The following is a 24,063-nucleotide window of genomic DNA, read 5'->3' as shown; positions in this document are numbered from 1 at the left end:
GGCACGGCAGACACCTTGTGTCTGCCGTGCCGAGGCGGGACGGGCCCGTGTCGCTTACTTGATGCCGGCGACCTTGATGGCGTTCACGACTTCCACGAACACCGGGTTGGCATAGAACCAGAGGTCCGACCAGCCGGCGACGTCATAGCTCGCGTACTTCGTGCCCGACAGCGTGCGCATGTGGGCCGGGCAGGCTGCATCGCTGCAGGGGATCTTGCCCGGGAGGGTGCCATCCGACGGGTTCGACACGAAGTCGAGCAGCGGGTTGCCGTCGGCATCGGTCTCGAAGGGCACAGCGGCCGGCAGGTTCGTGCCGCGCAGGCGGAAGTACTGCGATGCCTTGGCGGCCGGAACGATGTAGCTCATCATGCGCGTGCCGTCGGCCTGGGCCGTCCAGTTCGTGCTGTTGAACACCTTGGCGACCTTCGCCGTCTTGTTGGTGGCGGCCTTCGAACCCAGCGTGCCGGCGTAGTTCGCCGTGTCGGCCGGGTCGACCGTGCCCGTCACCATCCCGTTGATCACGTCCACATGGTCCAGCACCGGCGCATTGAGCGGCTGCGTGATGTTCACCTGCTTCAGCGACGGGTTCGGGAACGAGTACGGCGAGTTGTTGGCGCCTTGCGGGTCGCGCAGCACCACCGTCACCACCAGGTCGGTGCCGGGGCGCACCACCAGTTTTTCGCCCATGGTCGCGCAGCCGTTGATGCGCACGTCGCCGTTGGCGGCGGCGGCGTTCTGGCCCGCCTTCTCGTACAGGGCGTTGCCCGCATTGCGCGGCAGGCCGGGGTGGGCTGCGCAGACCGTGAACGACAGTCGATCGATCAGCTGGCCGTTGGCGACGAAGCTGTTGCCGCTGCGCAGGCCGTCGATGATGCCGCCGGCGGTCAGGTTGTTGGCGCCCTTGCGCACCATCACGTAGTCGCGGGTGTATTCGCCGGGGAAGAAGTCGGACGTCGTCTCGCGCTGGTCGGCGCCGAAGCTGCCGCGGTTGTGGTAGTCGGAGCTCGCGAAGAAATACCAGTTGCGCCCTTCGCCCAGCAACGCGTCCCACACGCCGCCGACGGTCGCCGCATAAACGCCCGTGCCGCCATAGGTGCCGCCGCCCACCGCGCCGGTGCCGTAGCTGCCGCGGTTGCCTTCGGCCTGGTGGCCGGGCATCGACTCGAAGCCGAAGGCGATCTTCGGTGCCGCGTTGTTGAAGTTGCGCAGGTGCTCGATGTTGAAGCCGTTGTTGCCGGTCGGGTTGTAGGCGCCCGCACGCTCCAGGTGGGCCGGGACGAAGTAGCTGGCGGTGGGTGCCTTCTCGTTCATCCACTTGATGCCTTCCACGGTCTTCAGGTGACCGAGGTTGGGCGTGGTGCTGCTGTTGGTGCCGGTGATCTTGCGCCCGGTGGTGTCGAGCAGGTTGTTGTTGTTGCTGCCGGTCACGCTGCAATCCCACTGGTTCTCTGCGCCGCGGCTGGTGTCGCTGTCGCTGCGGTCGAAGCAGTACTCGTACTGCGCCTGCAGGGCGGCGTTGCCACCGGCCTCGGTCGACGGCCAGGGCAACTGACCCGGCAGCACGTTGGTCGAGATGTGCTCGTGGCCGGGCGCGTTCTGTTCCACGCCGATCCAGATCGGCTTGTTGCGGGCGCGGCTTTCCGCTTCGATCACCGGGTACTGGTATTCCTTGATTTCCTGCCAGCGCCACATCGCCTTGGGCGTGGCGGTGCCGTTGCCCTTGATGTCGGCACGGCCGTTGGGCAGCGTGGCTTCCCAGGTCTGGTTCGGACCCTTCCCCGTGCTGGGCGGCTGGCCGCCGCTCGGATAGGTGTTCGGCGGGTACGGGCCGGTGGTGCTGGTGGTCAGGCCCATGCCCGACGGCACCGGCTCGAACGGGTCTTCGGCCAAGGTGCAGTTGCGCGTGCTGCTGCCGCCGTGGTCGGCCTGGACGAACCAGTCGAGGCCGAAGGTCTTGACCGACTTGTCGACCAGCTTCTTCACCGACAGCGCGCCGTCCGAGCAGGTCGTGTGGTTGTGGAAGTCACCAGCGACGTAGGTGCCGCTCGCCTTGGTGTCCGCGCGGTCGGCCGCATGGGCAGCGCTGAAGGGAAGAGCGGTGATGCTGGCCAGGGCGACCAGCGCCAGTGCCGTGTCGCGCAAAGGGAAAGGAGTCTTCATGAAAAAATTTCCGCGTTCGTTCGTGTGAGGGGCTGGTCGGGCTCAGGTCTGCTTCTGGTCGCCGAGCAGGCGGAACTTGCCGCCGGTGAACGACAGGCGCGATGTGAAGCTCACCGAGGTCGTGTCGACGTCCGTGTTGGTCAGCGTGGCGGTCAGCGTGCACACGTTGGCGGCGTCGCAGCCGTTGATCGTGACGGCCGACAGCTTGACGGCGGGGAAGGACGACAGCTCCGTCGAGAAGAGCAGCAGCGCGGCGGCCTCTTGCGTCAGGGCGTCGCGCACCTGCGCCTTGGAGTAGCCCGCATCCAGGAAGGCGTCGTCGTAGTTGTCGAGGAAGGCCGTGTTGGTCAGGCCGCCGTAGGTGTTGAGAGACGCGAGGCCGGCGCCGTAGTCGGTCGCGAATGCAGCCTGCCGGGCGGAATCGTTCGGCGAAGCACCGGCCGGCGGGGGCGTGGTGGCGACGTTGTCGTCGCCACCGCCGCCGCAGGCGGCCAGCAGGGCCAGCATGCTGCTGGCGAGCAAGAATCGAAAGCGGTGACCTGGGCGCATGGCGAATGCCTTTTCTCTTTGGGAGCGTGTTGTTTGAAGGGCGTCTTTTTCGGGGCACGAGCGGCGCGCACCCGAGAAGTTCATCCTATTTTTCGACTGTTACAACGCCATGAATTTGCAACGGGTTGGAACTTTTTATTGCGCCTCTTTCTCCCCGCGGTCGATTGCGAGTCCGGCCGGTGCGCTGATCCATGCGAAAGGCGGTGTATGGCATTCTTCGTCCCGCCGCTCCGGCCCGCCCTCTGTCCCTTCCTCACGCGACCATGCAGCGATTCACCATTTCTCTCGACGACGAACTGGCGCAGCAGTTCGACGCACTCATCGCCGGCAAGGGGTACGTCAATCGGTCCGAGGCCGTGCGCGACCTCATTCGTTCGGGCGTCGGCCGCGAGACACTCGAACGTGACGCCGCGGCTGGAAAAGCGGTGTGGTGCGTCGCGACCGTCAGCTATGTCTACGACCGCCACGAACCCACCGTCATCTCGCGCCTGCTCGAGCTGCAGCATGCGCACCATCACCTGGTCGTCACCAGCCTGCGAACACACCTGGACCACGACAACTGCATGGAAGCGGTCGTGCTGCGCGGCCCCATCGCCGACGTCCAGCCCTGCGCGGAGCAACTGCTCGCGCTGCGGGGTGTGCGGCACGGCAACATCCATCGGGTGCCGCTGGCCCCATCCAGGCCGCATGCACACGGCGCGGCCGGAACGCACACGCATTTGAAGCCGCTGAACTGACCCTGCACCCTTTCCCGCCGGCATAACACCCGCGTCACTGTTTGTATGAACAATCTGCGTTTTCTCATACAAGAAGAGGGTCGAGATGGAACGCAGACCGACGCTGGCGCGCCCGGTGCTCCTGGGTGTGGCTTTGGTCGCCGGCGCTGCCTGTGCGCAGCAAAGCCACTTGCCCGAGATCGAGGTGCGCGGACCGCGCGACGCGGCCATCGGTTCGGCCGACAGCGCCAGCGAGGGCGCCGTCGAACGGGAGTCCTACCAGTCGCGGCCCAAGCTGCGTCCCGGCGACATCGTCGAAGCGGTTCCCGGCGTCGTGGCGACCCAGCATTCCGGTGACGGCAAGGCCAACCAGTATTTCCTTCGCGGCTTCAACCTCGACCACGGCACCGACTTCGCCGTCAGCGTCGACGGCATGCCGGTCAACATGCCGACGCACGGCCATGGCCAAGGCTTCGCGGACCTCAACTTCCTGATTCCCGAACTCGTTTCGGGCGTGCGCTACCGAAAAGGGCCGTACTTCGCCGACGGCGGCGACTTCTCGCTGGCGGGGAGCGCCACGCTGGACTACTTCAGTGCGCTCGAAGCCCCCTTTGCCGAACTGAGCTTCGGCGCGAACAACTTTCGCCGGCTGCTGGCCGCAGGCTCGCGGACCGTGCAGGACCAGACCTGGCTCGGCGCCATCGAGGTCGAGGGCAACGATGGCCCCTGGGACGTGGCCGAAAACCTGAAGAAGGTCAATGCGGTGCTGCGCTATTCGCAAGGGTCCCCGACGCGCGGGTTCAGCCTGACCGGCATGGCCTACAAGAGCCGCTGGACCGCCACCGACCAGGTCCCGCAGCGCCTGATCGACAGCGGCGAGCTGTCGCGCTTCGGCTCGCTCAACCTCAGCGACGGCGGCAAGACGGAGCGGGTCAGCCTGTCGGGCAAATGGTTCGACAAGGGACCGGACGGAGAGACGACCGTCAGCGCCTATGCCATCGACTACCGCTTCAAGCTCTTCTCCGACTTCACCTACTTCTTGAACGACCCGGTGAACGGCGACCAGTTCGAGCAAGTCGACCGCCGCCACATCGTCGGTGTGCAGGCGGCCCGCACCCTGCCGACCCGGTTCGGCGGCCTGGATGGCGTGCTGAGCATGGGCGCCAGTTGGCGCGGCGACCGCGTCGGTCAGGTCGGACTGTATGCGACGCAGGATCGTGAGCGGCTGAGCACCGTGCGTGACGACAAGGTGTCGCAGGACCTCTTTTCGGTGTACGGCCAGCAACTGGTCTATCTGACCGATCGGCTGCGCGGCTATGTGGGCCTGCGCGGCGATGTGCTGCGTTACGACGTGCAGGGGCGCGAGCCGGTCTATGGCGCGGCCAACAGCGGCCGCGGTCACGATGCCCTGGCCAGCCCGAAGGCGGGCCTGGCGTTTGCGCTGACGCCGCAGCAGGAGCTCTACCTGAATGCGGGCGTCGGCTTCCACAGCAACGACGTGCGCGGTGCCACCATCACGACCGACCCGGCCTCGGGCTTGCCGGCAGACCGCGTGCCGGCCCTGGCCAAGGGCACCGGTGCCGAAGTCGGTTGGCGCCTGCAGCCCAGCGAGGACTTCACCGCGACGGTGGCCCTGTGGCAACTCAAGCTCGATTCCGAATTGGTCTACGTCGGGGACGCCGGCTCGACCGAAGCCGGCCGCGCGAGCAGCCGCCGCGGGGTCGAGGCGACCTTGCGCTGGAAGCTCGATCGGGCATGGCGCCTGGAACTCGACGGCGCCTTGTCGCGCGCCCGCTTCCGGGGCGAAGCGCCGGAGGGAGAAGGCGACCACATCGACAACGCAGTCGAGAAGGTGCTGGCCGCCGGCGTCACCTACATCGACGGGCCACTCACGACATCGCTGCGGCTGCGCTACCTCGGCCCCCGTGCGCTGGACACGCTGAGCACCGAGCGCTCGAAGTCCTCGACGCTGCTCAATCTCGGGATGCGCTACGCCGTCAACCCGCATCTGACCCTGGGGCTCGACGTGTTCAACCTCGCCGGCAGGAAAGGCAATGACATCGAGTACGCCTATGCGTCGTGCACGGCCGGCGAGGTGGCCAGCGGTGCCTGTGGCGGCGGCATCGACGACCGCCATGTGCATCCGATGGAGCCGCGCAGCGCCCGGGTCAGCGCGCGCTGGACTTTCTAGGGCCTGCTGACAGACCTAGGCCGGCTTCAACGCAATCCGCGCCTCGAAGCCCTGCATTGCACCCGGCGGTGGCGACAGCAGTTCGAACGGCGCGCCGTGCTTCTGCACAATGGTCGCGACGATCGACAGGCCCAGGCCGTAGCCGGTCCGCTCCGCGCTGTGGCGCACATGGCGCAGCTGCAACGTGCGCAATTCGACTTCGCTCACGCCGGGGCCGAAGTCCCGCACGATGAGGCGACCGCCGGCGTCGACTTCGATCTCCACCGCGGCGCCCTGCGCATAGCGCAACGCGTTCTCCACCAGGTTGCGCAACGCGATCGCGAGCGCGTCGACGTCGCCGAGCACGACCGGTGCGTCGCCACTGTCGGGCACCTTCAGGCTGAGCCGGTCGATCGCGGCCGGGTCCTGCCAGAACTCCTGCGCGACCGTGGCGGCGAGCTGCGTGAGGTCAACCCGTTCGCGCGTGAACGACGCACCCGACTCGGCGCGCGAAAGCTGAAGCAGCTTGTCGGTGCGATGGCTGAGCGTGCGCAACGCGTCGAGCGCCGCCACCACGTCGTCGCGGCGCAGGTCGTGCTCCAGCGCGGTCTGCAGTCGCAACCGGGCCGCCGCCAGTGGCGTGCGCATTTCGTGCGCGGCGTTGGCGGCCAGCGCGCGTTCGACGTCGAGCGCCTGCGCCAGCCGTTCGAGCAGGCGGTTGACGTGGTCGCCCACGGTCTGCAATTCGCGCGGCAGGCCGGGCAGGGCAAGGGGCCGCAGGTCGTCGCCGCCGCGCTGGCCGATCTCGGTCGCCATGGTCTGCAGCACCTGCAGCTCGTCGCGCGCGATCTTGCGCAGCACCAGGGCCAGCAAGGGCAACACCGCCCCCAGCGGGATGATGAGCCCGAACAGCGTGCGGTTGAGTGCCTCGCGCCGCTCGTCCAGCGGGTCGGCCACCTGCAGGTAGAGCTTGCGCGTGGGATGCTGCACCGTGTAGACGCGCCACGCCTCGTCGTTGGCGAAGCCGCTGGCCAGCGGCACGTCGAAGGTGTTGCCGGGCGTCTCGGCCGAGCGCAGCAGCACGCGCCCGCCGGGCTCGACCACCTGGAACATCACCGCCGCGTCGGCGAAGGTCGGGGTCGGGGCCGTCAGCGTCCGGCCATCGCCGGCTTCGGCCTGGCGGCGGTCGAGCTCGTCGAGCGCGATGTCGAACATGCGGTGCGACACCTCGACCAGCTCGTTGTCGAAGTTGTAGTTGATCTCACGGTCGACGTACCAGACCACGCCCATCACGCACAGCAGCCAGACCCCGCCGACCCACAGGATCAGCGTGCGGATGAGCCGACCGGCCAGTGTCTCGCGCTGCGCGGGCGTTGCCGTCGCGCTCACGGCGCGTCACCGCCCGCGTTCACCAGGCGGTAACCCAGCCCGCGCAGCGTCTGGATGTGCTCGCGGCCGAGCTTGCGTCGCAGCCGGCTGATGAACACCTCCAGCGTGTTGCTGTCGGCCTCGTCGTCGAAGCCATAGAGCGCGTCCTGCAAATTGTCGCGGGTGTGGATGCGGTCGGGCCGCGTCGCCATCACGCGCAGCAGCGCCCATTCCTTCTGCGTCAGCGTCACCGGTACGCCGCGGCTGCGGACCAGCTCGCGCGCCAGGTCGATCTCCAGGTCGCCCAGTTGGACCACCGGTGCCGTCGACGTGCTGCGGCGGCGCTCCACTGCGCGCAGGCGCGCCAGCAGTTCGCCGGGATCGTAGGGCTTGATGAGGTAGTCGTCGGCGCCGGCGTCGAGGCCGCGGATGCGGTCGGTCACCTGGTCGCGCGCGGTGAGCACGATGACGATGGGCCGGTCCTTCAGTGCGCGCACCTGCGGCAGCAGCGACAGCCCGTCGCCGTCGCCCAGGTGCAGGTCGAGCAGCACGGCGGCGTATTGCGCACCGTGAAGCGCCGCGCTGGCTTGTGCCAGGCTGGGCACCGCATCGACCACGAAGGCCTTGGCCCGCAGGTAGCTGCAGACCGCCTCCGACAGGGCCAGGTCGTCTTCGACGAGCAGAACGCGCAAGGAGATCTCCGTAAAAGGTGCGAGTCTAAGGGCCGTCTCGGCCGCTTGCCTTCAGGCCCGGTTCATGCACCGCCGCTAGCCTCCGCGGCACTTTCACCGATGCTGCATGCCGCGCGCCGCGCCTGTCTCGACATGACCCGTGGGTATTCGACCCCTCTCGTTCGTCTTTTTCTCTTCACCGCCCTGGCCCTGCTGCTGATCCTGCTCTGGGATGCGGGCGGCCTCGACCTGCCGATGGCGCGGCTGGCCGGCAGCGCGGGCGGCTTCGCGCTGCGCGACGACGCGGCGCTGGTGCTGTGGCTGCACGAGGTGCCGCGCTTGCTCAGCTGGGCCTGCGTGGCGCTGCTCCTGGTTGCGGTGCGGTGGCCCTTCGGGCTGCTGCGTGGATTGACCTCGCGCGAGCGTTTCCAGCTGGCGCTGACCGTGCTGGTCTCGGTGTTCGCCGTCTCGCTGCTCAAGAGCAGCAGCCGCACCAGCTGCCCCTGGGACCTGGCCGAATTCGGCGGCACGGCGCACTACGTGTCGCATTGGGCCTGGCGGGTGCGCGACGGCGGGCCGGGCCATTGTTTTCCCGCGGGTCACGCCTCGGCGGCCTTTGCCTATCTGGGCGGCTGGTTCGTGCTGCGGCGGACGATGCCACGCGCCGCCGGCGCGTGGCTGGCGATCGCCGCGCTGCTGGGCCTGGTGCTGGGGCTGGCGCAGCAATGGCGCGGCGCCCACTACATGAGCCACACGCTCTGGACCGCCTGGCTGTGCTGGACGGTCGGCTGGGCCGTCGATGCCGTCTTCCATCGGCCATCGGCAGTGGCCGGCGCGGCCGATCCGCGGGTCGACGCGCAAGCGCCTAGCTGAACGAAAGCTGAGTCATCCGTTCAGGGTGATTTCAGTCCGGCTCTCCACCATCGCCGCATGAATGCTTCGTCCCCTGTCGCGGATCGTCCGCACGCGGCCGGCCCGGCGCCGACCTTGTCCAATGCCACTGCACCCGGCTGGCTGCTTCCGCTGCTGTCCGCCGATGCCTGGATGGCGCGCCCGCGTTCGCCGCGCGCCGTGATCGCGGGGCTCGCCGCATACCTGCTCGTCGCCGCCAACTGGCCGCTCTGGATCGAACTCGCGCACATCGGCGGCGCACCGAGCGTGTACCTCGGCTCGATCGCGGTGATGGCGCTGCTCACCGGCTTCGGCACGGTGGCGGTGCTGTCGCTCACCGCCTGGACCCGATGGATGAAGCCGCTGTGGTTCGCCGTCGTGCTGATCGCCGCGGTGGCGCAGCACTACATGCTGAGCTACCACGTCGTGATGGACCCGACGATGGCCGCCAACGCCATGCAGACCGATCTGCACGAGACGCGCGATCTCCTGAGCTGGCGGCTGCTGGTCAACGTGCTGCTGGTCGTTGCCTTGCCCGCGTGGTGGCTGCTGCGGGTGCGCATCGTGCCGATGCGTCCGCTGGCCCAGCTGTGGCGCAACCTGCTGTGGTGCGTGGCGGCGCTCGCGGTGGTGGTGGCCGGCGCGGCGGCCATGTCGCGCGAACTGGCGCCGCTGATGCGCAACCACGTCACGCTGCGCTACATGATGAATCCGCTGGCCAGCCTCTATTCGGCCACGGCGGTGATCGTCAAGCCGCTCTTCAAGCACAGCCGGAAGCTGGTGCCGATCTCGGGAGCGGCTCTGGGGGCGAGCTATGCGGCCCAGGGCAAGCCGCGGCTCTTCGTGCTGGTGGTGGGTGAAACGGCGCGGGCCGACCACTTCGCGCTCAACGGCTATTCGCGCAACACCACGCCCGAACTGGCCGCGCGCCAGGTGCTGAGCTGGCCCAACGTGCACTCCTGTGGCACCAACACCCTCGCCTCGGTGCCCTGCATGTTCTCGCCGCTGGGCAAGACCGGCTACGAAGGCCGCAAGGACGATTACGAGAACCTGGTCGACCTGGCGCAGGCGGTCGGCCTGGCGGTGCTGTGGATCGACAACCAGGCCGGCTGCAAGGGCGTGTGCGCGCGGGTGCCCAGCGTGTCGGCGTCCGAAGGGCTCGACGCGGCCACGCGCAGCGCGCTGTGCGACGGCGACGAATGCCTGGACGACGTGATGCTCAAGAACATCGACCAGCGGCTCGCAGCGCTGCCGGCCGAGCGCCGCAGCCGGGGCGTGCTGCTGGTGCTGCACCAGATGGGCAGCCATGGCCCGGCCTATGCGAAGCGCTCGGCGCCCGAGACCAAGCGCTTCATGCCCGAATGCATGACCAACGTGCTGGCCGAATGCAGCCATGGCGAGCTGATGAACGCCTACGACAACTCGATCGCCCACACCGACCGCTTCCTCGCCCGCACCATCGACTGGCTGCAGGCGCAGTCGAGCCGCTACGACACCGGCATGCTCTACATGAGCGACCACGGCGAATCGCTGGGCGAGTACGGCCTGTTCCTGCATGGGCTGCCCTACGACATCGCGCCCGAGGTGCAGAAGCACGTACCGATGGTCGCGTGGCTGGGCGAGGGCATGAAGGCGCGGGAGCACCTGTCGGTCGCCTGTCTGGCCAAGGGCCGCGACGCCGCGCTCACGCACGACAACCTGTACCACACGGTGCTGGGCGTGATGGACCTGACGACGCCAACCTACAAGCCGGCGCTCGATGCGTTCGCGGCCTGCCGCGGCCCGGCGGCGTAGCAGCGCGCTACTTCTTGTCCCTGGGCAGTCGGCCCATCAGGAAGAATTCGTTGTTCGGCTGCATGCCGGCGAAGCTGGCCATGCGATTCGACAGGCCGAAGAAGGCCGTGATGGCCGCGATGTCCCAGATGTCCTCGTCGTCGAAGCCGTGCGCGTGCAGCGCGGCGAAGTCGGCGTCGTCGATCTCGTGTGAGCGGTCGCAGACCTTCATCGCGAAGTCGAGCATGGCGCGCTGCCGCGGTGTGATGTCGGCCTTGCGGTAGTTGACCGCCACCTGGTCGGCCACCAGTGGCTTCTTCTCGTAGATGCGCAGCAGCGCGCCGTGCGCCACCACGCAGTAGAGGCACTGGTTGGCCGCGCTGGTGACGGTGACGATCATCTCGCGGTCGCCCTTGGTGAGCGAGCCTTCTTCCTTCAGCATCAGCGCGTCGTGGTAGGCGAAGAAGGCGCGCCATTCGGCCGGGCGGCGGGCGAGGGCGAGGAACACGTTGGGCACGAAGCCGGCCTTCTCCTGCACCGCGAGCACCGCGGTCCGGATGTCGTCGGGCAGGTCTTTCAGTTCCGCCATCGGATAGCGCGGCGCAGCGAGAGAGGGCATGGTTTGTCTCCTGATGGGGTGTTGTCGACGAACATCATGCCTCCAAGCGGCCCATCCGCTGGATGCGCGATCAGGCGCGCTCGGCGAGCATCTCGTCCGGCGCCGCCGCGCGGCGCTGCGCGCCGGTCAGCAGGAAGTAGCCGTAGGCCGCGGCCATCAGCACCAGGAACAGCAGCGTCAGCATGCCGTTGAACCAGACCATCGCGCCCAGGCACACGACACCGAGCCCCAGCGCGACGGCCGGGAACACCGGGTAGAACGGTGCGCGGTAGCTGCGCTCCAGCGCCGGCTCGGTGCGGCGCAGGCGGAACAGCGCGGCCATCGACACCAGGTACATCACGATCGCGCCGAGCACCGCCATGGTCACGATGTTGGCGGTGAGCGTCTGGCCGCCGAAGCTCACCCATTCGTCGCTGAAGATGGCGACGACGCCGACCACGCCGCCTGCGAGCAGCGCGCGGTGCGGCGTCTCGAAGCGCGGGCTCAGCGCGGCGAAGTACGCGGGCAGGTAGCCGGCGCGCGCGAGCGCGAAGATCTGGCGCGAATAGCCCATGATGATCCCGTGGAAGGACGCGACCAGCCCGAAGAGGCCGATCCACACCAGCATGTGCAGCCAGCCGCTGTTCTCGCCGACCACTGCCGTCATCGCCTGCGGCAGCGGGTCGTTGATGTTGGCAAGCGTGCGCCAATCGCCCACGCCGCCGGCGAAGATCATCACGCCGAAGGCCAGCACCACCAGCGTGACGATGCCGGTGGTGTAGGCCAGGGGGATGGTGCGCCGCGGGTCGCGCGCCTCTTCGGCCGCCATGGCCGCGCCCTCGATGGCCAGGAAGAACCAGATCGCGAAGGGGATCGACGCGAAGATGCCCGAGACCGCCGCGCCATTGAGCACCTCGCCGCCGGCCCAGCCGTGCGCCGTGAAGTTCGCCATCGACCAGCCCGGCGCGACCACGCCCATGAAGACCACCAGCTCGAAGATGGCCAGCACCGTCACGAACAGCTCGAAGGCCGCCGCGATGCCCACGCCGACCCAGTTGAGGCCGATGAAGAGTACGTAGGCGCCCAACGCGAACCACTTGGGGTTGACGGCCGGGAACTGCACGTTGAGGTAGGCGCCGATGGCCAGCGCGATGGCCGGCGGCGCGAAGACGAATTCGACCAGCGTCGCGAAGCCGGCCAGGAAGCCCCCGGTCGGCCCGAAGGCGCGCCGCGCATAGGCGAAGGGCCCGCCCGCGTGCGGGATGGCGGTCGACAGCTCGGTGAAGCTGAAGATGAAGGTGGTGTACATCGTGGCCACCAGCACCGTGGCGACCAGGAAGCCGAGCGTGCCGGCGGTGGCCCAGCCGTAGCTCCAGCCGAAATATTCGCCCGAGATGACCAGCCCGACGGCGATGCCCCACAGCTGGAAGGGGCCGAGCACTTTCTTGAGACCTGTCGTCACGGGCTGTTCTCCTGGGTTGGCTACCCGGCACCCCAGTGCAAAAACAGTGCCACGGTCTACCGACCGTGGCTTGGCGCGAAGCCGGGTCAGCCCGCTCGCGACGCGATCAGCACGGCGTTCGTGCCGCCGAACGCGAAGGAGTTGGACATCGCATGTCTCAGTTGCGGTGCGGGCCGTGCAGCGCCCCGCACGAGGTCCAGGTGAATGTCGGGGTCGACGTCGCCCACGCTCGCCATCGCCGGGAGACGGCCATGGGTCAGGGCGCGCAGGGCCACGATCAGCTCGACCGCGCCGCCGCCGCCGAGCAGGTGTCCGTGGAGCGGCTTGGTCGAGCTGACGGGCACCGCCTCGCCGAAGACGGTTGCCACCGAACTCGCCTCGGCCGCGTCGCCGGCCTGCGTGCCGGTGCCGTGCGCATTGATGTAGCCGATGTCCGCGGGCTGCAGGCCGGCGTCTGCCAGGGCGGCGCGCATGGCGCGAACCTGTCCCGCCGAATCGGGAAGGGTCATGTGGGTGCCGTCGCAGTGGGTCGCGTAGCCGGCCAGCGTCCATTCCACAGTGGCGCTGCGTGCCTGGGCATGGGCGGGCGATTCGATCACCAGAGCGGCCGCGCCTTCGCCGAGCGCGAAGCCGGTGCGCCCCGCGGCGAAGGGGCGGCAGCTGGTGCCGGGGTCGCCGCCCGGCGCCGCGGTCACCCGCATCGCATGCCAGCTCGCGAGCGTTCCCGGCGTGAGCATCGCTTCATGCCCGCCGACGATGGCGATGTCGATCCAGCCGCCGCGAATGGCGCGCATCGCTTCGCCGATGGCCACCGCGGACGAGGCGCAGGCACAGGCATAGGACAACGCAGCGCCGCGTGCGCCGAAGTGCAGCCCGATCTCCGCGGCAGCCGCGTTCGGCATCGTGGTGAGTACGGTGGTCGGTCGCACGCGTTGTGCATCGGCATACAGCCCGCGGGCCGTGGCGTCGAAGCTGGCGCTGCCGGCCATGCCGCTGCCCCAGTAGACACCGAGACGATCGCCGTCGAACACGCAGGCGCCGAGGCCGGATGCCGTGAAAGCGGCGCGCGCGGCAGCCATCGCCATCGCCGTGCCCCGGTCGAGCGGCAGGCGCGAACGGCTGCGTTCGCTGTCGTCGAAGGTGCAGGGTGCGACGCCCATCGTGAAGGGCTCCATGCGCGGTATCGCCACGGTGTGCGAGCACACCGCCGAGCGCATGCCGAACAGGGCGTCGTCGAAGGCCTCGATCGTGCCGCCCAGCGGGGTGATCTGGCCGATCCCGGTGACGGCCACCCGGCCCGTGCGCGGTGCAGGCCGGCGCGACGTGACCGCGGCTGCGGCGTAGGGGTCTCTCATGCGTGGGCGGCCAGCGGAGCGTGCGCCGTGGCGTGCTGGCCGAGCATCTCTTCGACCACGTGGCACAGTTGTTCGAGCGTGATGCCGGCCTCGCGCGGGTCGAGCCGGTCTTCCGGGATGCGAAGGCGGAAGGCGTCTTCGACGGCGAACACGAACTCCATCAGCGCCAGCGAGTCGAGCCCGAGGTCGATGAGCGTGGTGTCGGGGCGGACCTGTTCGGGCGCGAGCTTGAAATCCTTTTCGAGGATGGCGGCGACGGTGTTGAAGACGGGAGAAGGCATACGTGAGCTCCTTGAGGGGCGAAGGCGAGCCGCGCCTTCAGGCGGTGTCGTGCGCGAGCGCAGCGGCGAATTCGGTCGTCTCGCGGACAACCTCGTGACGGTCGTTGTCGATGGTGATCATGTGGAAACTGTTGCCGAGCACCACGGCGCGGAAGGTGCCGCAGCGCAGCCCGTGCGCCAGCAGCGACACGTTCTCGAGACTGGCGACTTCGTCCTCGCGCGCATGGAGCACGAGCACGCGGGCGCACACGACCCGGTCGAGGTGCGCGCGCACGTGGCGCAGCAGGCGGTCGTGCTCGCGCAGGTGGCCGATGCCGATCACCGCGCTGCCGGCGCGCGAGATGCGGCGGTTCTCGAGTTCGCGTGCGATCCATGCGCGAACCCGCTCGTTCTTGACGCCGAAGGGCGCGCGTTCGCGGTAGCGCCAGAAGCGGCCGATCGGGGTGTAGAGCGCCAGCGGCAGCAATGCTTGCAGCTTCGGTATGGCCCAGCCATCGAAGCGCAGCGCGGTCGACATCAGCACCAGCCCATCGACGCGGGCGCCGCAGCGGATGGCCGTGCCCAGCGCCAGCGCCGCCCCGGCGGAGATGCCGACGAGCATCACGCGATCGTGCGTGGCGCGGAGTGCGTCGACGCGGCGTTCGATGTCGTCGAGCCAACGCGACCAGGGTGCGGCCGTCTGCACCGAGGCGGCGGGGTCGAAGGCATAGCCTTCGATGCGCAGCGCCTCCACGGTATAGCCGAGATGGCACAGCCGCGTGTCCACGGCGCGTAGTTCTTCGGGCGTGCTGCACAGGCCGTGCAGCAGCACGACCGCGGTGCGCGAGGCGGCCGAGTGGTCGGTATCCAGCGCATCGTGCCAGGCATCGCGTGCGCTCATGCCAAGGGTTCCAAAGTCATCGACGGTTTATCGTCCCGAGGCCCTGACCCGGTCCTGACAGGCCAGTTGTGGTGTTAATCCTTCACCTGATAGCCTTGGTACATGCGAATTCTCGTGGTCGAAGACGATGCTGTTCTCAGCGATGTGATGGTGCGCAGCCTCACCGATGCGGGTCATCGCATTGACGTGGCCCGATCGCTGGCCGAAGCCAATGGCCTGTGGCAGGTACAGATCTTCGATGCGGTGCTGCTCGACCTGAACCTGCCGCAGACCGCCGGCGCGCATGCGATGGGCAACGACAGCAGCGGCCTGACCGCCTTGCGCAAGGCACGGGCGCGCGGCGATCGCACACCGGTGCTGGTGCTGACCGCACGCAACCGGACCGAGGAGCGCATCGCCGGCCTCGAGGCGGGGGCCGACGACTACCTGGGCAAGCCCTTCGACCTGGCGGAAGTGGAGGCGCGCCTGCGCGCACTGGTGCGGCGCGCCAAGGACACCGAAGACTACGTGTCGGTGGCGGACCTGAATCTCGATCGCAAGCTGCGCCGCTTCACCATCGGCAGCGCGCCACTCGATCTGCCAGCGCGCGAGTTCGAGGTGTTGCTCGAACTGATGACGCCGCCGGGCTGGGTGGTGAGCAAGCGGACGCTATCGGACAAGCTGTCGTGCTTCGATGACGCATTGGGCGACAACGCGCTGGAAGCGTTCGTCTCGCGCCTGCGCAAGAAGCTCGTGGGCAGCGGCGCCGGCATCCGCACGCTGCGCGGCATCGGCTACCTGGTCGAGGTCGAGACCTGACCGCCTGGGGCGCCGTCACGGCGCATGGCAATATGGCTGCTTCCAACTCTGCAAGGAAGCTTTCGTGCGATCCATCCTCAAGGCGGCCTTCGTGTCGCTGTGCGCCATTTCCGCGGTCTCCGCGATGTCCGTCGCCTCGGCCCAAAGCGCCCCCGTCACCACGCCCAGCGGCCTGATCTACCAGTCGTTGAAGGAAGGCAGCGGCGCCTCGCCGACGGCCAGCGACACCGTGAAGGTGCACTACCGCGGTACCTTCCCCGACAGCGGCAAGGAATTCGACAGCTCCTACAAGCGCGGCGAGCCGATCGAGTTCCCGCTCTCCGGCGTGATCCCCTGCTGGACCGAGGGCGTGCAGAAGATGAAGCCGGGCGGCAAGGCCAAGCTGGTGTGCCCGCCCGGCATCGCCTACGGTGCGCGCGGCGCGGGCGGCGTGATTCCGCCCAACGCGACGCTCAACTTCGAAGTCGAGCTGATCGCCGTCAAGGGGCGCTGACGGCCCGCCGGCGCGGCGCGTGGCCCAGCGTGCCGGCCACCAGCGCGGCACCCACCACCAGCACGCTGCCCAGCAGCATCGCGCTCGCGATGCCGCTGCCGTCGACCACCAGGCCGCCCAGCAGCGCGCCCGAGGCGATCGCCACCTGGAAGGCGGTGACCAGCATCGCCTGGCCGGCCTCCGGGGCTTGCGGCAGTGCCTTCAGCATCCAGCCGGTGGCGGACACCGGCACCATGCCAAAGGCGACGCCCCAGGCCAGCACCACCGCGGCGCCTGCCAGCAGGCCGTCGCCCACCACCGTCGACATCGCCAGCGAGGCGGCCAGCAGCAGCGCCGTGCCCAACAGGGCGAGGCGCGGGCTGCGCGCCACCAGATGCCCGCCGATGAAGTTGCCGATGAAGCCGGCGGCGCCGTAGGTCAGCAGCAGCGCGGTCACGAGCGTGGGCGAGAGGCCGAACACCGCCTGCAACAGCGGCTTGAGGTAGGTGTAGGCCGCGAAATGGCCGGCCACCAGCAGCAGGATGGCGCCCAGGCCGATGCGCGACAGGCGGTGCGTGAGCGGTGCGAGCAGGTCGCGCGGCCGAATGGCGCGTGCGGCGGGCAGCGCCGGCAGCAGCCACAGCTGCATCGCCAGCACCACCACCGTCAGCGCTGCCGACACGGCGAAGGCCGAGCGCCAGCCGGCGAAGCTGCCCAGCAGCGCACCGGCCGGCACACCGAGCACGGTGCCCACCGAGATGCCGGCGAGGATGACCGACATCGCCCGGGCCTGCGCCATCGGCGGCACCAGCTGCGTGCCCACGCCCGGCGCGAAGGCCCAGAAGCCGCCGACGCACAGGCCGAGCAGCAACCGCGCCGCCAGCATCGTTCCGAAGTTCGGCGCGAAGGTGGCGAGCAGGTTCGACACCAGCAGCAAGCTGCTGAGCGCGATCATCACCGTGCGCCGATCGAGCCGGCCGGCCGCCACCGTGAGGGCCGGTGCCGCGATGGCGGCGAGCACGCCGGGCATGGTCATCATCAGGCCGGCCGTGCCGTCGGACACGTTCAGCCCGCGCGCGATGTCGGTGAGCAGGCCGACCGGCAGGAATTCGGTGGTCACCATCACGAAGGTGCCGACGGCGATCGAGCCGACCGCGAGCCAGGCGGCGCGCGAGGCAGTGGCGGGTGTGGCGGCGGTCGGCGCCAGGGGCGCATCGAGCAGGTCGTCGCAGGTAGTGCAGGAGGAAGAGGAGGAGGAAGACGTCATCGGCAGAGGCGAGCCACGGGGCGGCGAAAGGGCTTTTGAGTGTGGTCGCCCCGGGTGCCGAGACCAAGAGGCTGCGGGCCAGCAGTGTGTTTCTCTGCGGCCAACAATGCGGGCTGCGTCAGCCGTTCTCGGTCGGGTGACCCGCGGCGAGCCAGGCGTCCAGGCCGCCGGCCAGAGGCCGTGCCTGCTTCACCCCCTGCGCCGCGAGCAGCCGCGCGCCGAGGGCGGCGGTGACTTCATTGGGGCAGTTGCAATAGAGGATGACGTGGCGGTCGTGGGGCAGCTCGGGAATGCCGCGGTTCTTCTTCATGTCCTGCAGGTGCAGCACCAGGGCGCCGGGAATGCGCCGTGGCTCCAGTTCGGCGCCGGCCGGCGAGCGAACGTCGATCACCACCGGCGGCTTGTCGGAGGCCATCAGTTCGTGCAGTTCGTCGACCGTGACGCGCGGGACATCGATGGCCAGCAGCATCGTGCGGCGGCGCCAGTAGCGCAGGCCGACGCCTGCGGTCACCGCCACCAGCAGCACCAGCAGGGCCGCGGCACCGGCATCGGCCATGGCGTCGAGCACCGCCTGGATCTGTGTGCTGAAGATCCAGCCGGGGATCAGGAAGGCCGCCGACCAGACGGTCGCGGCGATGGTGTCGAAGCCGACGAAGCGGGCCGTCGACATGTGCAGCGCGCCGGCCATCGGCGGCGCGACCACCGACACGCCCGGCACGAACTTGGCTGCGATCAGCGAGGCGCCACCCCAGCGGGTGATGAGCGATTCGCTCTGCCGCACGCAGGTGTCCGGTGACAGCGACACCTTGCACAAGAGCCGCATCATGCGATGCCCGAAGCGGCGTCCGGCGTAGAACCAGGCTGCGTCGCCCAGCAGGTTGCCGAGGATTGCACCGGCCACCGTCGCCCAGAGGGAGATCTGCCCCATGGCGGCCAAGCCGCCCGCCACCACCAGCACGGCCGACGCCGGAATCGGCGCACCCAGTCGCGCCGCGAGCGTGGCGAAGAAGACCACCGCGACGCCGCGTTCGGTGGCCAGGGACAACAGATCTTGCATGCGGGCAATCTAACCGTTTCGCCCTCATGCCGTCGGCCCCGGGGCAGGCCGGCTTTGTGCTGCGGCTCAGGCGGCTTGCGCCACCGGGTGGTGCAGCGTGGGGCGCGCCCGTGGCACGGCGTTGTCCATGGCGGGGCGCAGCGGGATCTCCCGCTCGATCGCGACCAGGCCGCGTCGCGCGGCGACTGCGGCCGCCTCGGTGCGGCTGCGCGCATCGAGCTTGCCCAGGATGGACTTCACATGGGTCTTGACCGTGCCCACCGCGATGTCGAGCCCGCTGGCGATCGCCTTGTTGCCGCGGCCTTCGGCGATGAGCTGCAGCACGTCGAGTTCGCGTGGCGTGAGCGCCTCGTGGATCAGGCTGTCGGCCAGGCGGTGGCTCACCGCGGCGCACAACGCGCGTGCGCCGCGCGCCACGGAGCGGATGCCGTCGGCCAGTTCCTGCAGTTGGCAACCCAGCAGCAGGTAGCCGTGCACGCCGGCTTCGAGCGCGGCGCGCACCTCGCGTTCGCGGTCGATGGTGGTCACGACCAGCACCCGGCACAGCGGATGCGCGTGCTTGCGCGCCTGCAGTGCCCAGGCGACACCGCCCCGGTAATCGGCGATGACGACATCGGCCGTGGCGGGATCGGCATCCACCCCATGGACCGAGACCTGGAAGTCCGGCTGCTGGCGCAGCGCGGTGGAAAGTCCGATGGCCACCAGCGGCTCGTCGTGCATCACAAGCACCTGGATGGGGTCGGCGAGATGTGGCATGGGCGTTCTCCGGAGCGTTAGGGGGAACCCCAGTGTCCCGGCGGCATGCTGGTGCGCCGTGTCGGCGAGGCCCCACCCATGTGTCATAAGACACATGCCTGTGTGGGATGACGCGTGTGCCAGAGGCGCGGTGTCGCGCCGCGGCGGCGGCGTTCGGTGGTGGCTTCAGTGGTAGGGTCCGTCTCCATGCCTGCCAGCGACGCGCCCGACCTGCCGTTCCCGTGCTGGGTCGTCCATTGCGACGGCAGCGCCCAGCCCAATCCGGGGCGCATGGGCCTTGGCGCGGTCCTGATCGCCCCCGACGGCGGCCGGCACACGCTGTCGGAACGGGCCCCGCACCACGGCTGCAACAACGAGGCCGAACTGCGGGCGCTGATGGCGGCGTTGCAGCGTCTGCGGGCGCAGGGCGCGAGGGCTGCGCGCATCTACAGCGACAACAGCATCCTGGTCGAGCAGCTCGATGCCACCGCCGACCGCCCGCCGGTCGCGCGCCTGGCACCCTTGTTCGACGAGGCGCGGCAGCTGCTGGCAAGCTTGGTGGTCGGCAGCGTTCACTGGTTGCCGCGCCACCGCAATGCCGAGGCCGACGCACTGGCCCGCGCGGCCCTCGGGCTGGCGCCCAAGCCGGCGCGCCCGCGGGGCGGGCGCCGACGCTAGCGTGGCAGGTGGTCGGGCGGGGCGCTCCAGGCGCAGCCGGGAAGGGCGCGGGCCGGGCCGCGCGACTCAGGCGAATTCGGCCGGTGCCTTGCGGACGGTGCGCACCGACATGCGGCGCAGCAGGTCGAGCTGCCGGACTTCCTCGGCGTCGCGCAGGCTCTTGGCGGCACGGGCCGCCACATAGTCGACGAAGAGGGCATCGACCCGCCGGGACCAATCACGCGTCACCTCCGGACAGGCGGGAATCTCGACACCGCTCTTGCGGAGGATGTCGGCTTTCTGAACGGTGGTGAGCATGGAGGGCGGCCTTGCGAGTCGGAACAATTGAAATCTATCGGCAAGCGCGGTCCACTTCCATTGGTTGTTTGGCGTATGCCCCTGTCGGACGATGCCAACTAGTGCCGCATTCGGCCAATTGTTTGGTCGATGCGCCGTGCCGGCGGCGGCATCCCGTCATCACGTCACCCCGCCATCAGCTTCTGGACGAGTTCGGCCGTGGTCGCCGCCGCGTACTTGCGCATCAGCCGGGCGCGGTGCAATTCGACGGTGCGGTGGCTGATGCCCAGCACCCGCCCGATCTCCTTGGAGGTCAGGCCCTGCATGACCTGTGCCGCCACCTCGCGTTCGCGCGGGGTGAGCGCGGCCTTGGCCGCACGGCGCGAGCCAAGGTCCTCGAAGGTCCAGATGCCGGCCTCGTGTGGCGCTGCGCGGTTCAGCGCATGGCCGGTCACGTGGCACCAGAAGGTTTCGCCGGCGAAGGCGCCATGCAGGTCGCCCAGGCGTCGCATCATCCGGTTGTCGGCATAGCGGCCGCTGGCGTTGAGGATCGGCACCATGCGCTTGCCGATGCGCTCGAATTCGGCGACGCTCGGGTACAGCACCCGGAAGGACTGGCCCACCAGCATCTCGCGGCGGGCGCCGAACATCTCGCACAGCCGCTCGTTGCAGTCGACCATCGTGCGGTTGCGCGACAGCACCATGCCGACCGGCGCATGCTCGAAGGCCAGGCGGTAGTCGATGTCCGTGGTGACGCTCTCGGGTGCTTCCATTACGAAATACTACGTATGCGGGTACGTAGTATCGTCTCAGGCAGTTCCCGCTTCATTCACACCCAACCACCGAGGATCACGCCCCATGGTGAACAAGATCTATGCCTCCGCCAAGGACGCACTGGCCGGCGTCGTCGCCGACAACCAGATGCTCGCCGTCGGCGGCTTCGGCCTCTGCGGCATTCCCGAAGCGCTGATCGAGGCGCTCAAGGAAAGCAACGTACAGAACCTGACCGTCGTCTCGAACAACGCCGGCGTCGATGGCTTCGGCCTCGGCAAGCTGCTCGAGACGCGGCAGATCAAGAAGATGATTGCCAGCTACGTCGGCGAGAACAAGGAGTTCGAGCGCCAGTACCTGGCGGGCGAACTCGAACTCGAATTCACGCCGCAGGGCACGCTGGCCGAAAAGCTGCGCGCCGGCGGTGCCGGCATCCCGGCCTTCTTCACCAAGACCGGTGTGGGCACGCAGGTCGCAGAGGGCAAGGAACTGCGCGAGTTCGATGGCGAAACCTATGTGATGGAACGCTCGCTGGTGCCCGACGTGGCGCTGGTGAAGGCCGACGTGGCCGACACGTCGGGCAACCTGCGCTTTCGCCTGACGGCGCGCAACTTCAACCCGGCCGCCGCGATGGCCGGCAAGGTCTGCATCGTCGAGGTCGAGAGGATCGTCGAGGTGGGTGAGATCGCGCCGGACGACGTGCACCTGCCGGGCATCTACGTGCACCGCATCGTGCTCAACGCCAAGCCCGAGAAGCGCATCGAGAAGCGCACCGTGAGCGCCGCGGCGCCGGTGGATGTCGCCGCTGCCAAGGTCGAGGCGCAGGCCGTGATCGCACAGGCTGCGGTGATCGACGAGATCCCTGTCCCCCAAGTCCCCGCCAACAAGAAAGAGGGAGCCTGACATGCCCTGGACCCAAGACCAGATGGCCGCGCGTGCGGCCCGCGAACTCGAAGACGGCTTCTATGTGAACCTGGGCATCGGCATCCCGACGCTGGTGGCCAACCACACCGGCGATAAGGAAGTCTGGCTGCAGAGCGAGAACGGCATGCTGGGCATCGGCCCGTTTCCGACTGAAGACGCGGTCGACGCCGATTTGATCAACGCCGGCAAGCAGACGGTGACGACCCTTCCTGGATCGGCGATCTTCGGCAGCCACGACAGCTTCGCGATGATCCGCGGCGGCAAGATCAACCTGTCGATCCTCGGCGCCATGCAGGTGAGCGCCAAGGGCGACCTCGCCAACTGGATGATCCCCGGCAAGATGGTCAAGGGCATGGGCGGCGCCATGGACCTGGTGGCCGGCGTGAAGCGCGTGATCGTGCTGATGGAGCACGTCGCCAAGAAGAAGGACGGCACCGAGGACCTGAAGATCCTCGAGCAGTGCACCCTGCCGCTGACGGGCGTGGGCGTGGTCGACCGCATCATCACCGACCTGGCGGTGATGGACGTGACGCCCGAGGGCCTGAAGGTGGTGGAACTGGCCGAAGGCGTCAGCTTCGACGCGCTGCAGGCCAAGACCGGCGTGACGCTGCGTCGCTGACGCTGAGCCGGCGCCCCGGCATCACGCGAATACCGGCCACAAAAAGCTGCGCTCTTCTCACCCTGCGCGGGTGCTGGCCACGACCTGGCGCGTGGCGCGCAGGCCTTCAGGCGTCCAGTGGCGGCCGGGGGCGAGGGCGCTGACCAGGTCGGGCGAGGGCATGTCGATCGCCGACCCGTCGTCCAGCGCCGGCAGCGTCGGTCGATGCGCGCCTGCCCCTTCTGCCGCGGTGCGTCCTTGCAGGCGTTGCTGTGCGCGAAAGCTGGGCACGCGCGTCGACCCGCCGTCGGCATCGGTCGGCGCATCGAAGCGCATGCCATCGACACTCGCCGGGCCACGCATCCAGTCGTGGATCACCTGCAGTTCGTAGTCGCTGAAGACGCCGAACATTTCGGCACGGTCGCCCGCCAGCAACTGCCAGAAGCGCGAGCTCTTCGGGTCGCCGGGCCGACTCAGCCAGCCCTTGCGTTCCAGCGCTGCCAGAAAGCCGCGCGTCTGGCCGGGCGTGCCCAGCCATTCGTTGACCGTCCTGCCTTCGATCCGGCAATAGTCGGAGTGCGCGCCGGCGCCGGCGTGGGCCTTGGCGGCGAGGATGCGCACCACTTCCGCTTCGATGTCGAAGCCCTGAATGACCGCCGTGGTACCGAGGCCGAGGTCGTTCAGCCGGTAGCCCCGGCGCACACGGCGCCAGTAGGCGTCGGCATCGGGGTAGCGCGATGCGTTGAGGGCCACCGCGTCGACCGCCTTCCTGGCATGGCCGCTGTCGGCGTTGTCGACCGTCAGATGCAGCGTGAAGTAGTAGGGGTCGATGCCCAGCTCGTTCAACTCGTAGGCGGTGATCGGCAGGTGCAGCGGCAGTTGCTCATAGCCGAGGTTGAAGCCGATCACCTCCGGCAGCAGCTGCTCGGTGGTCTGGCCGAGGCCGAGCTGGATGGCGCCTTGTTCGAAAGACGTGTCCGGCAGATGGGCGCCATCGCCGAGCCCGTGCGACTGCAGCAGCTGGCGGTAGAGCAGCACATGGTTCTTCGTCAGGTCCCCGTTGCCCAGTTCTTCCAGATAGGTCTGGGCCAAACCAGCCATGCGCGGATCTGCGGCATGGCGCAGCGTGCCGTACAGCCATGAGCCGTCGACCAGCTTGGTGGGCGCCACCGCCTGCAGGAAGTACAGGGCGTGCGAGCGGTTCGAGAAGAACTTGCGCGGCTCGCCGCTGCGCCGCGCTGCCAGGTAGGCCTGGTAGGCGTCGGTGGTCTTGCGGGCCGAAGCGCTCATCCATTCGGTCAGTGCCTCGGGCGATTCCGGCAGATCGTCCGCGGCCCCGTCCACCTTCTGCAACGCCTCGTTGAGCAGGGTGAGGGCGCTCTGGCGGCGCTGGTAGACCGTACCCGCCGGTGCGAGGAGAGCGGCGTAGCTGTCCTTGAACGGCGTCGTCCGCGTGGCCGCGAGGGCGGGCGCGATGCTGGCAACGAAGCGGTCGTCAGCGCAGGGATAGGGCTGCCGCGGCATCGACCGCCGGGCCGGGAGGGGGTCGGTGGGAACGAGGGAGATCGACGAACGTTGAATGAGGGCGGCGTGCATGGACAGACCATCCGGCT

The 24,063-nt window shown here is 68.8% G+C and carries 24 protein-coding genes; 9 read left to right on the top strand and 15 right to left on the bottom strand.

All coding sequences use genetic code 11. From position 1 onward, the window contains the following. Window positions 1-54: 54 nt before the first annotated feature. Together ACSFBE_RS04700 and ACSFBE_RS04695 are read right to left on the bottom strand one after the other, a co-directional pair. Window positions 55-2,160 carry a hypothetical protein gene (locus ACSFBE_RS04700; RefSeq protein ID WP_435489215.1) on the bottom strand — a complete coding sequence of 702 codons (2,106 nt, stop codon included), beginning with the start codon at window positions 2,158-2,160 and terminating at the stop codon, window positions 55-57. Between the two features lie 42 nt (window positions 2,161-2,202). Beyond that, window positions 2,203-2,709 (bottom strand): hypothetical protein, encoded by a 507-nt coding sequence (locus tag ACSFBE_RS04695; protein ID WP_435489214.1) that lies wholly within the window; start codon window positions 2,707-2,709, stop codon window positions 2,203-2,205. Window positions 2,710-2,972: 263 nt separating this feature from the next. On the opposite strand from ACSFBE_RS04695, the gene nikR reads away from it, so the two are divergent. Further along, window positions 2,973-3,446: a nickel-responsive transcriptional regulator NikR gene (gene nikR, locus ACSFBE_RS04690; RefSeq protein WP_435489213.1), complete on the top strand. Its 474-nt coding sequence runs from the start codon at window positions 2,973-2,975 to the stop codon at window positions 3,444-3,446. Window positions 3,447-3,531: 85 nt separating this feature from the next. Beyond that, the gene (locus ACSFBE_RS04685; RefSeq protein WP_435489212.1) at window positions 3,532-5,616 is read left to right on the top strand and encodes a TonB-dependent receptor; all 2,085 of its coding nucleotides are present in this window, start codon (window positions 3,532-3,534) and stop codon (window positions 5,614-5,616) included. A gap of 15 nt (window positions 5,617-5,631) precedes the next feature. On the opposite strand, the gene ACSFBE_RS04680 is transcribed toward ACSFBE_RS04685, so the two are convergent. Beyond that, on the bottom strand, window positions 5,632-6,984 hold the full coding sequence (locus ACSFBE_RS04680) for a sensor histidine kinase (RefSeq protein WP_435489211.1): 1,353 nt from the start codon (window positions 6,982-6,984) through the stop codon (window positions 5,632-5,634). Beyond that, window positions 6,981-7,655, bottom strand: coding sequence for a response regulator (locus tag ACSFBE_RS04675; RefSeq protein ID WP_435489210.1), 675 nt, complete (start codon window positions 7,653-7,655; stop codon window positions 6,981-6,983). Before ACSFBE_RS04675 ends, ACSFBE_RS04680 begins: the two co-directional genes overlap by 4 nt. 99 nt (window positions 7,656-7,754) lie before the next feature. On the opposite strand from ACSFBE_RS04675, the gene ACSFBE_RS04670 reads away from it, so the two are divergent. Together ACSFBE_RS04670 and ACSFBE_RS04665 are read left to right on the top strand one after the other, a co-directional pair. Then, a complete protein-coding gene (locus ACSFBE_RS04670) occupies window positions 7,755-8,507 on the top strand; it encodes a phosphatase PAP2 family protein (RefSeq protein ID WP_435489209.1) in 753 nt (250 codons plus the stop codon). A gap of 57 nt (window positions 8,508-8,564) precedes the next feature. Next, entirely contained in the window at window positions 8,565-10,319 is a 1,755-nt protein-coding gene (locus tag ACSFBE_RS04665; RefSeq protein WP_435489208.1) for a phosphoethanolamine transferase, read from the top strand. Window positions 10,320-10,326: 7 nt separating this feature from the next. On the opposite strand, the gene ACSFBE_RS04660 is transcribed toward ACSFBE_RS04665, so the two are convergent. From ACSFBE_RS04660 to ACSFBE_RS04640, 5 genes are all read right to left on the bottom strand, one after another. Continuing rightward, the gene (locus tag ACSFBE_RS04660; RefSeq protein ID WP_435489207.1) at window positions 10,327-10,917 is read right to left on the bottom strand and encodes a peroxidase-related enzyme; all 591 of its coding nucleotides are present in this window, start codon (window positions 10,915-10,917) and stop codon (window positions 10,327-10,329) included. 70 nt (window positions 10,918-10,987) lie between these two features. Next, window positions 10,988-12,358 (bottom strand): ethanolamine permease, encoded by a 1,371-nt coding sequence (gene eat, locus ACSFBE_RS04655; protein ID WP_435489206.1) that lies wholly within the window; start codon window positions 12,356-12,358, stop codon window positions 10,988-10,990. Window positions 12,359-12,444: 86 nt separating this feature from the next. Then, window positions 12,445-13,713: a beta-ketoacyl-[acyl-carrier-protein] synthase family protein gene (locus ACSFBE_RS04650; protein ID WP_435489205.1), complete on the bottom strand. Its 1,269-nt coding sequence runs from the start codon at window positions 13,711-13,713 to the stop codon at window positions 12,445-12,447. Next, window positions 13,710-13,994 carry an acyl carrier protein gene (locus ACSFBE_RS04645; RefSeq protein WP_435489204.1) on the bottom strand — a complete coding sequence of 95 codons (285 nt, stop codon included), beginning with the start codon at window positions 13,992-13,994 and terminating at the stop codon, window positions 13,710-13,712. Before ACSFBE_RS04645 ends, ACSFBE_RS04650 begins: the two co-directional genes overlap by 4 nt. Window positions 13,995-14,031: 37 nt before the next feature. Then, complete coding sequence (locus ACSFBE_RS04640) at window positions 14,032-14,874, bottom strand: alpha/beta hydrolase (RefSeq protein WP_435489203.1); 843 nt, start codon at window positions 14,872-14,874, stop codon at window positions 14,032-14,034. 102 nt (window positions 14,875-14,976) lie between these two features. Here ACSFBE_RS04640 and ACSFBE_RS04635 point away from each other — a divergent pair, with 102 nt between their 5' ends. Continuing rightward, window positions 14,977-15,672: a response regulator transcription factor gene (locus tag ACSFBE_RS04635; RefSeq protein ID WP_435489202.1), complete on the top strand. Its 696-nt coding sequence runs from the start codon at window positions 14,977-14,979 to the stop codon at window positions 15,670-15,672. A gap of 124 nt (window positions 15,673-15,796) precedes the next feature. After that, window positions 15,797-16,165 (top strand): FKBP-type peptidyl-prolyl cis-trans isomerase, encoded by a 369-nt coding sequence (locus tag ACSFBE_RS04630; protein WP_435489461.1) that lies wholly within the window; start codon window positions 15,797-15,799, stop codon window positions 16,163-16,165. Here ACSFBE_RS04630 and ACSFBE_RS04625 read toward each other — a convergent pair. The 3 genes from ACSFBE_RS04625 to ACSFBE_RS04615 form a co-directional block, all read right to left on the bottom strand. Further along, window positions 16,152-17,411: an MFS transporter gene (locus tag ACSFBE_RS04625; RefSeq protein WP_435489201.1), complete on the bottom strand. Its 1,260-nt coding sequence runs from the start codon at window positions 17,409-17,411 to the stop codon at window positions 16,152-16,154. The two genes, ACSFBE_RS04630 and ACSFBE_RS04625, sit on opposite strands and share 14 nt — an antisense overlap. 118 nt (window positions 17,412-17,529) lie before the next feature. Further along, window positions 17,530-18,468 (bottom strand): rhodanese-like domain-containing protein, encoded by a 939-nt coding sequence (locus ACSFBE_RS04620; protein ID WP_435489200.1) that lies wholly within the window; start codon window positions 18,466-18,468, stop codon window positions 17,530-17,532. Between the two features lie 66 nt (window positions 18,469-18,534). Continuing rightward, window positions 18,535-19,224 (bottom strand): LuxR C-terminal-related transcriptional regulator, encoded by a 690-nt coding sequence (locus ACSFBE_RS04615; RefSeq protein WP_435489199.1) that lies wholly within the window; start codon window positions 19,222-19,224, stop codon window positions 18,535-18,537. A 186-nt stretch (window positions 19,225-19,410) separates the two neighbouring features. Here ACSFBE_RS04615 and ACSFBE_RS04610 point away from each other — a divergent pair, with 186 nt between their 5' ends. Further along, window positions 19,411-19,881 carry a ribonuclease HI family protein gene (locus tag ACSFBE_RS04610; RefSeq protein ID WP_435489198.1) on the top strand — a complete coding sequence of 157 codons (471 nt, stop codon included), beginning with the start codon at window positions 19,411-19,413 and terminating at the stop codon, window positions 19,879-19,881. A 66-nt stretch (window positions 19,882-19,947) separates the two neighbouring features. On the opposite strand, the gene ACSFBE_RS04605 is transcribed toward ACSFBE_RS04610, so the two are convergent. Together ACSFBE_RS04605 and ACSFBE_RS04600 are read right to left on the bottom strand one after the other, a co-directional pair. Then, window positions 19,948-20,178, bottom strand: a complete 231-nt coding sequence (locus tag ACSFBE_RS04605; RefSeq protein WP_435489197.1) for a hypothetical protein — start codon at window positions 20,176-20,178, stop codon at window positions 19,948-19,950. Between the two features lie 164 nt (window positions 20,179-20,342). Continuing rightward, the gene (locus ACSFBE_RS04600) at window positions 20,343-20,930 is read right to left on the bottom strand and encodes a LuxR C-terminal-related transcriptional regulator (protein ID WP_435489196.1); all 588 of its coding nucleotides are present in this window, start codon (window positions 20,928-20,930) and stop codon (window positions 20,343-20,345) included. Window positions 20,931-21,015: 85 nt separating this feature from the next. Between ACSFBE_RS04600 and ACSFBE_RS04595 the strand changes: the two genes are divergently transcribed. Together ACSFBE_RS04595 and ACSFBE_RS04590 are read left to right on the top strand one after the other, a co-directional pair. Beyond that, entirely contained in the window at window positions 21,016-21,831 is an 816-nt protein-coding gene (locus ACSFBE_RS04595) for a CoA transferase subunit A (RefSeq protein ID WP_435489195.1), read from the top strand. A gap of 1 nt (window position 21,832) precedes the next feature. Beyond that, the gene (locus ACSFBE_RS04590) at window positions 21,833-22,471 is read left to right on the top strand and encodes a 3-oxoacid CoA-transferase subunit B (RefSeq protein WP_435489194.1); all 639 of its coding nucleotides are present in this window, start codon (window positions 21,833-21,835) and stop codon (window positions 22,469-22,471) included. A 57-nt stretch (window positions 22,472-22,528) separates the two neighbouring features. Here the strand turns inward: ACSFBE_RS04590 and ACSFBE_RS04585 are convergent, their stop codons facing one another. Next, entirely contained in the window at window positions 22,529-24,046 is a 1,518-nt protein-coding gene (locus ACSFBE_RS04585) for an iron-containing redox enzyme family protein (protein ID WP_435489193.1), read from the bottom strand. Between the last annotated feature and the right edge of the window lie 17 nt (window positions 24,047-24,063).

It is taken from the genome of Variovorax sucrosi (assembly GCF_051216635.1).
Classification (GTDB): Bacteria; Pseudomonadota; Gammaproteobacteria; order Burkholderiales; family Burkholderiaceae_C; genus Variovorax.
This window is presented reverse-complemented; position numbering and strand designations above follow the sequence as displayed.